This window comes from Stenotrophomonas sp. KH_052 (assembly GCF_057838755.1).
In genome coordinates this window covers 4,460,556-4,473,665 of the sequence record NZ_CM174475.1, presented here as the reverse complement: position 1 = coordinate 4,473,665, position 13,110 = coordinate 4,460,556, and the positions used below count along the sequence as shown (strand labels likewise).

Annotated in this window: 14 protein-coding genes; 5 read left to right on the top strand and 9 right to left on the bottom strand. The window is 66.1% G+C overall.

Annotated elements, in window-relative coordinates; all coding sequences use genetic code 11:
• Nucleotides 1-58 precede the first annotated feature (58 nt).
• Both AC3ITW_RS20470 and AC3ITW_RS20465 read left to right on the top strand, forming a co-directional pair.
• Complete coding sequence (locus tag AC3ITW_RS20470) at nucleotides 59-712, top strand: hypothetical protein (protein ID WP_489389887.1); 654 nt, start codon at nucleotides 59-61, stop codon at nucleotides 710-712.
• A 73-nt stretch (nucleotides 713-785) separates the two neighbouring features.
• Entirely contained in the window at nucleotides 786-1,751 is a 966-nt protein-coding gene (locus AC3ITW_RS20465) for a sodium:calcium antiporter (protein WP_100469763.1), read from the top strand.
• A gap of 18 nt (nucleotides 1,752-1,769) precedes the next feature.
• Here the strand turns inward: AC3ITW_RS20465 and AC3ITW_RS20460 are convergent, their stop codons facing one another.
• The 9 genes from AC3ITW_RS20460 to AC3ITW_RS20420 form a co-directional block, all read right to left on the bottom strand.
• Nucleotides 1,770-2,735: an IS110-like element ISStma4 family transposase gene (locus tag AC3ITW_RS20460; protein WP_012510657.1), complete on the bottom strand. Its 966-nt coding sequence runs from the start codon at nucleotides 2,733-2,735 to the stop codon at nucleotides 1,770-1,772.
• Nucleotides 2,736-3,269: 534 nt separating this feature from the next.
• Nucleotides 3,270-3,659 carry a Na+/H+ antiporter subunit G gene (locus AC3ITW_RS20455; protein WP_006399173.1) on the bottom strand — a complete coding sequence of 130 codons (390 nt, stop codon included), beginning with the start codon at nucleotides 3,657-3,659 and terminating at the stop codon, nucleotides 3,270-3,272.
• Nucleotides 3,656-3,940: a K+/H+ antiporter subunit F gene (locus AC3ITW_RS20450; RefSeq protein WP_006399171.1), complete on the bottom strand. Its 285-nt coding sequence runs from the start codon at nucleotides 3,938-3,940 to the stop codon at nucleotides 3,656-3,658. The genes AC3ITW_RS20455 and AC3ITW_RS20450 overlap by 4 nt, the downstream gene beginning before the upstream one ends.
• Nucleotides 3,937-4,443: a Na+/H+ antiporter subunit E gene (locus AC3ITW_RS20445; RefSeq protein ID WP_006399169.1), complete on the bottom strand. Its 507-nt coding sequence runs from the start codon at nucleotides 4,441-4,443 to the stop codon at nucleotides 3,937-3,939. The genes AC3ITW_RS20450 and AC3ITW_RS20445 overlap by 4 nt, the downstream gene beginning before the upstream one ends.
• Nucleotides 4,440-5,975: a monovalent cation/H+ antiporter subunit D gene (locus AC3ITW_RS20440; protein ID WP_489389886.1), complete on the bottom strand. Its 1,536-nt coding sequence runs from the start codon at nucleotides 5,973-5,975 to the stop codon at nucleotides 4,440-4,442. Before AC3ITW_RS20440 ends, AC3ITW_RS20445 begins: the two co-directional genes overlap by 4 nt.
• Complete coding sequence (locus AC3ITW_RS20435; protein WP_006399164.1) at nucleotides 5,972-6,364, bottom strand: Na+/H+ antiporter subunit C; 393 nt, start codon at nucleotides 6,362-6,364, stop codon at nucleotides 5,972-5,974. The genes AC3ITW_RS20440 and AC3ITW_RS20435 overlap by 4 nt, the downstream gene beginning before the upstream one ends.
• A complete protein-coding gene (locus AC3ITW_RS20430) occupies nucleotides 6,364-9,195 on the bottom strand; it encodes a monovalent cation/H+ antiporter subunit A (protein WP_100435363.1) in 2,832 nt (943 codons plus the stop codon). The genes AC3ITW_RS20435 and AC3ITW_RS20430 overlap by 1 nt, the downstream gene beginning before the upstream one ends.
• 333 nt (nucleotides 9,196-9,528) lie before the next feature.
• Nucleotides 9,529-10,014 (bottom strand): Mpo1 family 2-hydroxy fatty acid dioxygenase, encoded by a 486-nt coding sequence (locus AC3ITW_RS20425; protein WP_489389885.1) that lies wholly within the window; start codon nucleotides 10,012-10,014, stop codon nucleotides 9,529-9,531.
• Nucleotides 10,015-10,233: 219 nt separating this feature from the next.
• A complete protein-coding gene (locus tag AC3ITW_RS20420; RefSeq protein WP_006399041.1) occupies nucleotides 10,234-11,160 on the bottom strand; it encodes a phosphoribosylaminoimidazolesuccinocarboxamide synthase in 927 nt (308 codons plus the stop codon).
• Between the two features lie 141 nt (nucleotides 11,161-11,301).
• On the opposite strand from AC3ITW_RS20420, the gene AC3ITW_RS20415 reads away from it, so the two are divergent.
• Genes AC3ITW_RS20415 through AC3ITW_RS20405 form a run of 3 tightly spaced genes read left to right on the top strand, consistent with a single transcriptional unit; the run spans nucleotide 11,302 to nucleotide 12,877 of the window.
• Nucleotides 11,302-11,631: a J domain-containing protein gene (locus AC3ITW_RS20415; RefSeq protein ID WP_006399039.1), complete on the top strand. Its 330-nt coding sequence runs from the start codon at nucleotides 11,302-11,304 to the stop codon at nucleotides 11,629-11,631.
• Nucleotides 11,632-11,661: 30 nt separating this feature from the next.
• Nucleotides 11,662-12,336: a ribulose-phosphate 3-epimerase gene (gene rpe / locus AC3ITW_RS20410; RefSeq protein WP_006399038.1), complete on the top strand. Its 675-nt coding sequence runs from the start codon at nucleotides 11,662-11,664 to the stop codon at nucleotides 12,334-12,336.
• A 58-nt stretch (nucleotides 12,337-12,394) separates the two neighbouring features.
• Entirely contained in the window at nucleotides 12,395-12,877 is a 483-nt protein-coding gene (locus AC3ITW_RS20405; protein WP_006399036.1) for a GNAT family N-acetyltransferase, read from the top strand.
• Nucleotides 12,878-13,110: the final 233 nt, after the last annotated feature.

Below are 13,110 nucleotides of genomic sequence, written 5' to 3'. Positions count from 1 at the left end.
ATGCCTGCACATCTGCTGCGCTAGCGTGCAGCCACCTTCGTGCCAGGGAACCGCACCGATGAAGCACCTTCCGATTGCTGGTCTGTTGCTGCTTTCGCTCACCGCCTGCGGCGGCCAGGACAAACAGGGGGCGGCCGGCAGTGGCAGCGATACCCCGGCCGAAACCGCTGCGGCGACCGGGCCCGCGCAGTCGACGGATCCTGATCTGGCAGCCCGTCCAGCCAATGACCCCCGCGAGGACAGTCCCGCGCACCTGGAGGGCTTCGCCGGCGCGAAGCTGGGCGCCGGCATCGCTGAGGTCCGCAGTGGCTTCGGCGCGCCGTTGCAGGGGCTGGGCACCGATGCCAGTGGCAAACCGCTGCCGGTCGACGACAGCAACGATGGCTGCTATTTCCTGCGACCGCAGAATGCCGAGGATCCGCGCCTGATGATCGAAGGCCGCAAGCTGGTGCGCTATGACGTGCACAGTGCTGCGGTCATCGCACCGGGCGGCGGCAAGGTCGGCATGACCCTGGGCGAGTTGCAGGTGCTGTATCCCGAGCGTGGTGATGTCGTCCCCGACAAGTACGACGAGAAGGCCCAGCACCTGCGCGTGCGGCCGGCGCAGGAGGGCGGTGCGGTGATCGACTTCGCGCTCGGCGCGGACGGCCGGGTCGGCGCGTGGCGGGTGGGCCAGACCCCGCAGGTCGATTATGTGGAAGGCTGTGGCTGATCCTTGATCCACGGCCCAGCCTTGCGCACGGGCCAAGCGTAGAATCGCGCCACGACCGCTGGGGGAGTGCTCGATGATCGCCATTGCAATTGCCTGGTTCCTGCTTGGCCTGCTGCTGCTGGCGCTGGGCGGGGACTCCATCGTCAAGGCCGTGTCCGGCCTGGCGCAACGCTTCGGGGCCAGTCCGTTCACGGCTGGCCTGTTGCTGCTCGGGGTGACCACTTCGCTGCCGGAACTGGCGGTCAACGCACGCGCGCTGGCGGTCGGTCAGCCGGAGCTGGCGCTGGGCAACGCCGTGGGCAGCAGCATCGTCAATCTGGGCCTGACCCTGGCCGTCGCTGCGATGGCTGCGCCGCTGCTGCTGCGCGCGCGATTGCAGACGGTACTGTGGTGGTCGCTGCTGGCGGCGGGCGTGGTGCTGATCCTGTTCGGTCTTGATGGCGGCCTGGCGCGCTGGGAAGGCGGCGTGCTGGTGGCTGGTTTCATCATCGTGCAGGTGGTGCTGCTGCGTCGTGGCCGCAGCGAGAGCGCCGAGGTGCAGGCGGCGATCGCCGAATCCGCGTTGAGCCGTACCAGCCTGCCGTTGAACGTGCTGCGCGTGGTGATCGCGGCGCTGGCGCTGTACTGGGGTGCCCGCCTGGTGGTCGGTGCGGCGGCGGACTTCGGTGTTGCACTGGGGTGGACGCCGCTGCTGGTCGGTCTGCTGCCGGTCGCGATCGGTACCGCGTTGCCGGAGGTGGCAACCGCGATCGCTGCGGCACGCCGTGGCCATGGCGACATGGTGATGGGCCACGTGCTGGGCTCCAGTGTGGTCAACCTGCTGCTGGTGATCGGTGCGATGGCCGTGCTGCAGCCGCTGGCGCTGCCGGCCTCGTTCGTGCGCCTGGAACTACCGGCACTGCTGGCCTTCGCGCTGGTGCTGTACCCGATGCTGCGTGGCGACCTGAAGATCAGCCGCGGCGAAGGCGCGATCCTGCTGGTCGCGTTCCTGGGCTGGTTCATGCTGGAGCTGCTGCTGGTGGGCGCACCGGGGTTGTAGATACCGTGTCGCCCTCGCCTAGGCAAGGGCGACGTCAGGCTCAAAGGGTCGGCCACTTCTCAGTACGCCCCAAATCAGATGGATGAGCTTGCGCATCACTGCACACATGACGACCTTGAAGGGCTTGCCTTTCGCGCTGAGCCGGTCTGCAAAGGACTTCAGTGTGGGGTTGTGGGTCTTCCCGGTCAGCGCCGGCATGTACAGCTTTTTGCGGAAATTGGCGTCGCCGACGCGTGATATCCGGCATTTGCCTTCGTAGTTTCCTGATTGACGCTGGGCCGGATTCAGGCCCGCGTGGGCAACCACCTGGCGCACGTCGCTGTATTTGCTTAGATCCCCCAGCATGGCCAACAGCTGGGCACTGCTGGTGTTGCCTACACCGGGGATGCTGGTAAGCAGTTGATGACGCCGGCGCAGGTCCGGATCGTTATCGATATGGTCCTCAATCGCCTTCTGGACCTGCTTGATCTGCTCTTCCAACGTCCGGATCACATCCTTGATCCCTTGCTGGACCGAGATATCGGCAACGTCCAGGCGGTTGTGCTCCATCTGCAGCATTTCCTGGAGGTCATCTCGACGCCGTACCAAGGCGCGCAGCTTCACCTCCGAGGGCGTCGGTGGAACGTAGGGATACAGCTTTTCCGAGCGTTGTGCCTCAAAAAACCGGGCAATCAGCTTGGCGTCGCTGCGGTCAGTCTTGGTCCGCATCCCCTCCGCCTGCCCAAACGCCTTTACTCGGGCGGGATTGGCCACATGAACCACTACCCCCGCTTCCACCAGTGCTTGAGCCAAGGCCTCGTGATAGATGCCTGTAGCCTCCATACCTACCGCCGCGTTCGGCGCATGTTTGGCGCGCCAGGCCAGAAGCTCATCAAAACCCTTTGGCGTATTGGGGAGTTTGGCCTTGGTTCGATACTTGCCGTGAGATAGAGGCAGGGCGATGTCAAAAGTCGCCTTGGCTGCGTCGATGCCGATAAATTGCATGATTTCGCTCCAGCTTGAACTTACGATCGTGATCGGAAGCCGCCAGACTTGCCCTTGTGAGTACAGGCTCTCACCCGATGGCGGGCCTAAGATACCGTTCAAGTTCCATGGCGGTGTCAGGCCGCCGACACGCTGAATCTACTTTGCAAGCTCGAAGGCTTAAGAGCCGAGGCAGCGTCATCGGAGCCTCCCGGGTCAACGGGGGATTGTGCCTGATCAGGGCACGATCCAAGACACAAGAGCCGAGCCTATGCTCGGCTGCCGTTGGTGCCAAGAACACCGTGCCGACCAACGGTCGGCACCCACCACCGATCACCCGGTAGCTGCCAACCTTGGTTGGCACTCGCAGCAACAAAGCGCCGACCAAGGTCGGCCTCTACCGGGCATTGCGGTCGGTAGATCCACGCCATGCGTGTATGCGGTTGGCTCCGTACTGACCAACGGTCGGCACCCACCACCGATCACCTGGTAGCTGCCAACCTTGGTTGGCACTCGCAGCAACAAAGCGCCGACCAAGGTCGGCCTCTACCGGGGTTACCGGCCCTGCGAACCTTCTTCCTCACGCACCGGCTCCGGCGGCGGCAGCTGCTCTTCGGCAGCCGGTTCGTTGCCGGGCAGGCTGGGGCGGGTTTCCATCAGCAGCGACAGCGCGGCCTTGGCCATCATGTGCGCGCTGATCGGTGCGGTGATGAACAGGAACACGGTGATCAGCAGCTCGCGCGGCTGCGGATCCTGGCCGAGGAAGATGTGGTAGCACACCGAACACACCAGCACGCAGCCCACGCCCAGCGTGCTGGCCTTGGTCGGCGCGTGCAGGCGCTTGAAGAACGTGGACAGCTTCACCAGGCCCAGCGCACCGACCAGGATGAAGAAGCAGCCGAACAGCAGCAGGATCGACAGGCCGATCTGGATCGCGGTGATCATTCGACGATGTCCCGGCGCAGCACGAACTTGCTCAGCACCACGGTGCTGCCGAAGCCGAGCATGGCGATGACCAGCGCAGCCTCGAAGTAGATCGCGGAGTTCAGGTACATGCCGAACAGCATCAGCTCGGCGATGGCGGTCACCGACAGCGTATCCAGCGCAAGGATGCGGTCGGGCACGGTCGGTCCGCGCAGCAGGCGCCAGGTAGCCAGCAGCATGGCCAGGCCGACCACGTGCATGCACACCACCAGCGTGGTCTGGATGATCTGGAATCCAGTCATGGGAAAATCTCCATCAACGGGGCTTCGTAACGTCGTTTGATCGTATCGATCAGCGCCTGCGGGTCTTCCAGGTGCAGCACATGCACCAGCAGGAACCTGCGGTCTTCGCTGAGCGCGGCCGAAACCGTGCCCGGGGTCAGCGTGATCATGCTGGTCAGCGCGGCGATGCCGTGGATGTTGGCGATGTCCAGCGGCAGCCAGATGAAGCCCGGATGGATGTTCTTCTCCGGTCCCAGCACCTGCAGGGCGACGCGGATGTTGGACATCAGGATGTCCCACAGGGTCACGCACAGCAGCTTCGGCAGCGGGCGCAGGGTACCGATGCGGGCGAATTCGCGGTCCAGGCGTGCGGCGAACAATGGCACCACCACGCCCAGCACCAGGCCGAGCACGGTCTGGCCGACGGTGAAGCTGTCGGACATCAGCAGCCAGAACGCCACCACCATGATGCTGAGCATCGGTGAGGGAATGATGCGGCGGAACAGGGAGCGCTGGGCGGTCATGGCTGGCGGATCTCCGGTGCGGTCGCGCGCAGCTGCTGCACGTATTCGCCGGGCTGCAGCAGCTGTGCGGCGGTGGCGTCGGTGTAGCGCATCAGCGGTGCAGCGGCCAGGGTCATGCCGATGCCATAGGCCAGCAGGATGCAGGCCGCGTACAGCTCGACCCGGCGCAGCCGTGCCTTGCGCGGCGGCGGCGCATCCGGATCGACTGGCGGCACGCGCCAGAACAGGCGGATGCCACCGCGGGTCAGGCCCATGATCACCAGCAGGCTGCTGACAAGAACGGCAGTCCACACCGGGCCGGTGTACTGCGCCGGCATGCCGGCCAGCAGTGCGGCCTTGGCCAGGAAGCCGGACAGCGGCGGCAGGCCAGCCACCGACACCGCGGCGATCAGGAACAGCACGGCGGGCGTTTCCTTGCCCGGCATCGGCGCGATCACTTCCTTGCGGTCGCTGGCGCCACCACGGCGGCGGCGGATCAGGTCGGCGATCAGGAACAGCGCGGCGGCGACGAAGCTGCTGTGCGGCAGGTAGTACAGGCCGGCCGACAGCACCTGCGGCGTGCCCACCGAGAAGGCGATGAACAGCGTGGCGGCCGAGACGATCACCAGGTAGGAGATCAGCACGCGCAGGCGGGTCGCGGCCAGCGCACCGAGGCCACCGAGCACCAGTGTCGCCACGCCGGCCCACAGCAGCCAGTCGCGGCCATAGCCGGCCATCGCACCGGCATCGTCGCCGAACCACAGCATCTGGATGCGCAGCACCGCGTACAGGCCGACCTTGGTCATGATTGCGAACAGCGCGGCCACGGCGGCCGGCGCGCGCGAATAGGCTTCAGGCAGCCACAGGTACAGCGGCATCAGTGCGGCCTTGGCGCAGAACACCAGCAGCAACAGGCCCATCGTCGCCTTCACCAGGGTCAGCTGTGCCGGCGGCACCTCGGCGATGCGCTGCGACAGCTCGGCCATGTTCAATGAGCCCAGCGAGGCGTACAGCAGGCCCAGCGCGATCAGGAACAACGTCGAGGCGGTGACGTTGAACACCACGTAGTGCAGGCCAATGCGCATGCGCAGGCCGCGGCCGCCACTGAGCAGCAGGCCGTAGGAGGCGATCAGCATCACCTCGAAGAACACGAACAGGTTGAAGATGTCGCCGGTCAGGAACGCACCGTTGAGGCCGACCAGCTGGAACTGGAACAGCGCATGGAAGTGCGGTGCGCGGCGGTCCCAGCCCGAGCAGGCATGCAGCAGGCAGGGAATGGCCAGCAGCAGGGTGGTCAGCAGCATCCACGCCGACAGCCGGTCGGCGACCAGCGCGATACCCAGGCGCGACGGCCAGTCGCCGAGCAGGTAGACGTTGATCTCACCAGTGGCGGTGGTGGCAAGCAGCAGGCCCACCGCCAGCGCCAGCGCCGACAGCGCAGTCCAGGCCACCGCGCGCTGCACCTTCGGGCCATAACGGCGGTGCTCGACGAACAGCGACAGCGCGGCACCGAGCAGGGGAACCAGGATCGGCAGGATCACCAGATGGTTCATGCGCGGTCCTCGCCCTGGCGCGGCGGCACACCCTCATCCTGCAGGTCGTCATCCGGCTCGTGGGCGTCCACGTGGTCGCTGTGGTTGTCGCTGCGGCTGCGCATGGCCAGCACGATGCTCACTGCGGTCATCGCGAAGGCAATGACGATGGCGGTCAGCACCAGCGCCTGTGGCAGCGGATCAGTGTAGTTGCCGAGGTTGCTGTCCACGCCCTCCTGCAGCACCGGCGCCTTGCCCAGCACCACACGGCCACCGGCGAAGATCAGCAGGTTGGTGGCGTAGGACAGGAAGGTCATGCCCAGGATCACATCGAAGCTGCGTGCGCGCAGCAGCAGGTAGACGCCGATGGCGGTCAGCACGCCGATCGCGGAGGCCAGGGCCAGTTCCATCAGTGCATCTCCCCGGTACGTGCCGAGCGGCGTTGCAGGTCGATCTCGCCCTTGCGCGCGGTGCGGGTACGAGAGGGTTTCACGGTGGCCATCATCGACAGCATCAGCATCGCGCCTCCGAACACCACCAGGTACACGCCGATATCGAAGCCGATCGCGCTGGCCAGCGGTACCTCGCCGATCAGCGGCAGGTGCAGGTCGAGGTGGCCGCTGGTCAGGAACGGCACGCCGAACAGCATCGACGCACTGCCGCTGAGGATGGCGATCAGCAGGCCCATGCCGATGCAACGGATGTAGTCGAAGCCGAAGCGCGATTCCACCGATGTGGTGCCCTGGATCACGTACTGGATCAGCAGCGGCACGGCCAGCACCAGGCCGGCAATGAAACCACCGCCAGGTGCGTTGTGGCCGCGCAGGAACAGGAAGATCGACACGGTCAGGGTCAGCGGGAACATGATCTGGGCCAGGTCGGCCGGCACCGGCAGCTTGATCGGCGGGCCGGGCATGATCTGCTCCGGTGCCATCCGCGTGCGTCGCAGCAGTGCGTGTACCACCAGCGCGGCAATGCCGAACACGGTGATCTCGCCGAAGGTATCGAAGCCGCGGAAGTCGACCAGGATCACGTTGACCACGTTCTGGCCGTAGGCCTCGGGCAGGGCGCGGGCGAGCAGCTCGCCGGCCATGGTGTTCGGCGGCAGGGTCATCGCGGTGTAGGCGAGCGCGCCCAGGCCGGCCCCGGCGATGATCGCGATCACTGCGTCGCGGCGCTTGCGCCAGCGCGGACGCTCCGGCCCGGACTGCGCAGGCAGGTAGTTCATGCCCAGCAGCATCAGCACCAGGGTCACCATCTCCACCAGCAGCTGGGTCAGCGCCAGGTCCGGTGCGGACAGGAACACGAAGGTCAGCGCCACCATCAGGCCGACGCCGCCGACCAGCAGCACCGCCAGCAGGCGTTGCTTGTAGACGCGCAGGGTGGCGACCGCACAGGCCATCATCACCAGCCACAGCGCCCAGCCCAGCAGCGGGATCGGCTGCGGCGCGGTCCAGCTCGGCGAGGCCGGATTGGCCACGAACGGCGCGGCGGCGACCACGATCGCCACCAGCACCAGGCCCAGCAGCATGCGCTGCAGGCTGCCGTTGGCGATGCCGTTGGTCAGTCGCTGTGCTGCGGCTGAGAGCAGGTCCAGCTGGCTGTGGAACACGTTGCGGCCGGGGCTGGTATTGGTCACCCCGTGCAGGTTGATCAGCCTGCGCAGGCCGAAGTACAGCGCCACGCCGCCGACCACGCCGATCGCGCTCATCGCCAGCGGCAGGTTGAAGCCGTGCCATACGGCCAGGCTGTACTCGGGCATGGCGTTGCCGAGGATCGAGGCCGCAGCGGCATGCAGCACTGGCGCCACGGTCAGTGCCGGGGCGATGCCCACCGCCACGCAGATCACCACCAGCAGTTCCACCGGCACCTTCATCCAGCGCGGCGGCTCATGCGGAACGCGGTCGAGGTCGTGCGGGCCGGGGCCGAAGAAGGTGTCGTGCACGAAGCGCAGGCTGTAGGCCACGCCGAACACACCGGCCAGCAGCGCCGCGATCGATACGGCCGTGCGCATCGCGCCCGGGCCGCCACCGGCGGTCAGCGCTTCGGCGAACAGCATTTCCTTGGACAGGAAACCGTTGAGCAACGGGATGCCGGCCATCGCCAGCGAGGCGATGATCGCCAGCGCGCTGGTGAATGGCATCAGCCTGCGCAGGCCACCCAGCTTGCGCATGTCACGGGTGCCGGTTTCGTGGTCGATGATGCCGGCGGCCATGAACAGCGAGGCCTTGAAGGTGGCGTGGTTGAGGATGTGGAACACGCCGGCCACCACCGCCATCGGCGTGGACAGGCCGAACAGGAGGGTGATCAGGCCCAGGTGCGAAATGGTCGAGTAGGCCAGCAGGCCTTTCAGGTCGTGCTGGAAGATCGCGTTCCAGGCACCGATCAGCAGGGTCAGCGCGCCGATGCCGCTGACCGTGTAGAAGAACAGATCGCTGCCGGCCAATGCCGGATGCAGGCGCGCCAGCAGGAACACACCGGCCTTCACCATGGTGGCCGAGTGCAGGTAGGCCGAGACCGGCGTGGGCGCGGCCATCGCGTGCGGCAGCCAGAAGTGGAAGGGGAACTGCGCGCTCTTGGTGAAGATGCCGGCCAGCACCAGGAACAGCGCGTACGGGTACAGCGCGCTGGCGCGGATCTGTTCGCCTGCGGCCAGCACCACGTCCAGGTCGAAACTGCCGACGATGCGGCCGATCAGCAGCACGCCACCGAGCAGGGCCAGACCACCGCCGCCGGTGATCACCAGCGCCATGCGCGCGCCCTCGCGGGCGTCCTGGCGGTGCGACCAGAAGCCGATCAGCAGGAACGAGCTGATGCTGGTCATTTCCCAGAAAATCATCAGCAACAGCAGGTTGCCCGATACCACCATGCCCAGCATGGCGCCCATGAACAGCAACAGGTAGGTATAGAAGCGGTGTGCGTTGTCCTGGCTGCTCAGGTAGTAGCGCGCATACAGCACCACCAGTGCGCCGATGCCCAGCACCAACCCGGCGAACATCCAGGCCAGCCCGTCCAGGCGCAGGGTGAAGTCCAGGCCGATCTGCGGCAGCCAGGGGACCATCGTCCGCACCACCTGGCCGTCGAGCACCGATGGGGTCAGCCAGGCGAGGATGGCCAGCCCGCCCAACGGCGCCAGCGCCGCCAGCCAGGCAGCAGTCGAGCGCGAACTACGGGGGAAGGCCGCAACAGCCACTGCCATCAGGAACGGCAGGGCCAGCAGCAGGGGCAGGCTGGGGAGCATGCAGGGAATCCATGATTCACGAGCAGGTCAGGGAGGATAACAGGCTGCGAAATGTCGCCGAAACCCATTGAACAGCGATCAATTGCATGTAACGTTCGCTGATTCATTTTTTCTGCGGCGCAACATCACGTTCCTGCAGTCGCTCCCGGGTTGCCCTCGGGGATCACCCTACGCCCACGCAGGGAGACCGCAGGCCCTGTCGCACAGGGGCTGCCGTCGACGGGCGGGAGGTGGGGGGCGGGTCACCGGCGCAGGCTGGCAGGGCCGTCGTGGAGTGCGGGTGACGGAATCTGCCCGTTCAGGAAACAACAGCTCTTGCCGGTCGTGGTCGGGTCAGTAACGCCAGTCGAGCTTCCGATAGGCCTTGGCCATCACCCAGGCCGGGCCGATCAGCAGGTAGGTCAGGTCGGTCAGGAAGCTGGGCTTGCGGCACTCGAACTTGTGGCCGATGAATTGTGCGATCCAGGCCACCACGAACACGCCCACCGCCAGCCAGAACAGGTTGTGCAGGCCGATTTCCGCCTCCAGCAGCCGGCACAGGCAGCCGAACACGAAGAACTGGATGAGCATGCCGATGCCCAGCGAGCGCGACAGCTTGTTGTAGAAACACCAGGCGCTGAACATCGCGAACGCCGACCAGATGCCGTACTGGAACCAGGTGATCAGCGGCGGCACGCACCACAACAGGGCCACCACCGACCACAGGATCGCTGGCACCGCCACCACGTGGATGCGCTGGTTGATGACATTGCGGTGGTCGTCGGAATAGCTGGCGAAATAGCGGTCGATCGGCCGCGCAAGCTCGGTGGTGGTCTGCATGCTGCGTTGCTTCCTCGGACAACGGTAGTGCCGGCCGCTGGCCGGCAATCCAGAGCATAGCCGAGTTCGCGAGGTTGCCGGCCAGCGGCCGGCACTACCCCAGGCAACCGGCAGTAGAGCCAGGCCATGCCTGGCTGCAGGTTCGCGAGGTTGCCGGCCAGCGGCCGGCAGTACCGCATTCAGAACGCCCCCAGCCGGGCCGGCCGGGGGCGCAGGGGATCAGTCGACGCTGATCCCGGCCAGGCGCTGCAGCGCCTCGCCGTACTTGGCGCGGGTGCGCTCGATGATCTCGGCCGGGATGGTCGGGCCCGGGGCGGTCTTGCCCCAGTCCAGCGTCTCCAGGTAATCGCGCACGAACTGCTTGTCGTAGCTCGGCGGGCTGGTGCCCACTTCGTACTCGTCGGCCGGCCAGTAACGCGAGGAATCCGGCGTCAGCATCTCGTCCATGATGTACAGGCGGCCATCGGCGTCGGTACCGAACTCGAACTTGGTGTCGGCCAGGATGATGCCGCGCTCGCGGGCGTAGTCCGCGGCGAACTTGTAGATGCGCAGGGTGGCATCGCGCACGCGCTCGGCCATCTCGGCACCGACCTGCTTCACCATCGCATCGAAATCGATGTTCTCGTCATGGTCGCCGACGGCGGCCTTGGTCGAGGGGGTGAAGATCGGCTCGGGCAGCTGCTCGGCCTGGCGCAGGCCATCGGGCAGGTCGATCCCGCTGACCTTGCCGGTGCGCTGGTAGTCCTTCCAGCCGCTGCCGATCAGGTAGCCGCGGGCGATCGCTTCCACCGGCACCGGCTTCAGCTTGCGGGTGACCACCGCGCGCTTGGCGTACAGGGCCGGGTCCACGCCCTCGGGCAGCACGCTGGCCACATCGATGCCGGTCAGGTGGTTGGGCATCAGGTGCGCGGTCTTGGCGAACCAGAAGTTGGAGACCTGGCAGAGCATCTCGCCCTTGCCCGGGATCGGGTCGGGCAGGACCACATCGAAGGCCGACAGGCGATCGGTGGCCACCATCAGCAGGTAGTCGCCTGGTGGGGTCCCGGCTGGCAGCCGCTCGCGCGGGATATCGAACACGTCACGCACCTTGCCGCGGTGGCGCAAGGGCAGGCCGGGGAGATCGGATTGCAACAGCGTGGTTGGCACGGGCACTCCTGGGGCTTCGTCGATACGGCTGCCCAACGGACCCGGCGGGCCCGCTGACCAGCGGGCGGCCTAGTGTAAAGCGGTCCGGGCCCGCTGTGACGTAAAATGAGCGTCCATTTCGCCGGTCGACCCTGGGGCGCCATGCGCTGGTACGGAAAACTGCTCGGATTCATCGCCGGCGCGCTGCTGTTCCGGCCCAATCCGCTGTTCGGTGCGGTCATCGGTCTGCTGATCGGCCATGCCTTCGATTCGGACTGGTTCCGCCTGAACAAGGAGAACCCGTACCGGGAGCTGGGGCTGACTTCCGAGGCCACCGATGCCGAGGTCGAGCGCGCCTACCGCAAGCTGATTTCCCAGTACCACCCTGACAAGCTCGGTGGCGCGGCCCCCGAGCTGCAGCAGCAGGCCGAGCAGAAGTCGCGGCGGATCAACGCCGCCTACGACCGCATCAAGACCCTGCGCAAGCGCTGACCCCCTTTCCTACCGTTGCAAGGCCCGGCCATGTCCAACTGCCTCATCGCCCCCTCCATCCTGTCCGCCAACTTCGCCCGCCTCGGCGAGGAAGTCGACAACGTCCTCGCCGCCGGCGCGGACTGGGTCCACTTCGACGTGATGGACAACCACTACGTGCCGAACCTGACCATCGGCCCGATGGTCTGCCAGGCCCTGCGCAAGCACGGCGTGACCGCGCCGATCGACGTGCACCTGATGGTCGAACCGGTGGACCGCATCATCCCGGACTTCGCCGAGGCCGGTGCCACCTACATCAGCTTCCACCCGGAAGCGAGCCGCCACGTGCACCGCACCATCCAGCTGATCCGCTCGCTGGGTTGCAAGCCGGGCATCGTGCTGAACCCGGCCACCCCGGTGGACATCCTCGACTGGGTGCTGGATGACCTGGACCTGGTGCTGCTGATGTCGGTCAACCCGGGCTTCGGTGGCCAGGCCTTCATTCCTTCGGCATTGGACAAGCTGCGTGTGGTGCGCAAGAAGATCGATGCCAGCGGCCGCGACATCCGCCTGGAGATCGACGGTGGCGTGAAGGCCGACAACATCGGCGAGATCGCTGCGGCCGGTGCCGACACCTTCGTCGCCGGTTCGGCCATCTTCAACGCCAAGACCAGCTACCAGGACGTGATCGCGCAGATGCGCGCCAACGTCGCCGCGGCGCGCTGACAAAAAAGGGACGGAGGGGATTAAGCTCGCTTGACCCCTCCGTCCTCTTTTTCTGCCCATGGCACTCCTGAACATTCGCTCGGCCACCGTTGCCGATGCCGGCCTGATCCTGCAGTTCATCCGCGAACTGGCCATCTACGAGAAAGCCGAGCATTCGGTGCAGACCGATGAGATCGGCATCGCCGAAAGCCTGTTCGGCGCCGACGCCACGGCGAGCGCGCTGATCTGCGAAGCCGACGGTGAAGCGATCGGTTATGCGGTGTATTTCTACAACTATTCCACCTGGCTCGGCCGCAAGGGCATCTACCTGGAAGACCTGTACGTCAGCCCGCAGAAGCGGGGCTCAGGCGCGGGCAAGGCGCTGCTGAAATACATCGCGCGCCAGGCCGTGGCCGAAGGCTGCGGCCGTTTTGAATGGTCGGTGCTGGACTGGAACACCCCGGCCATCGAGTTCTACATCGCCGTCGGCGCGAAACCGCAGGACGAGTGGACCGTGTACCGGCTGCAGGGCCAGGCGCTGCACGATTTCGCCAACGGTTGAGGCGAAGTGCATCCACGCATGGCGTGGATCTACCAATCGGGTGGGTGCGAACCGCAACCCGGTGGGTGCGAACCTTGGTTCGCACTCCCTACGCACCCAAAAAAAAAGCCACGCCAAACACTGGCGTGGCCTTGCTGCATGCGTGGGAGGCTGATCCTGCCTCCATCCGTCGTCCCTGCTATGGCCTTCCATTCTCCAGTAGCTGAATGACACCTGCGTGACATTCACTGCGG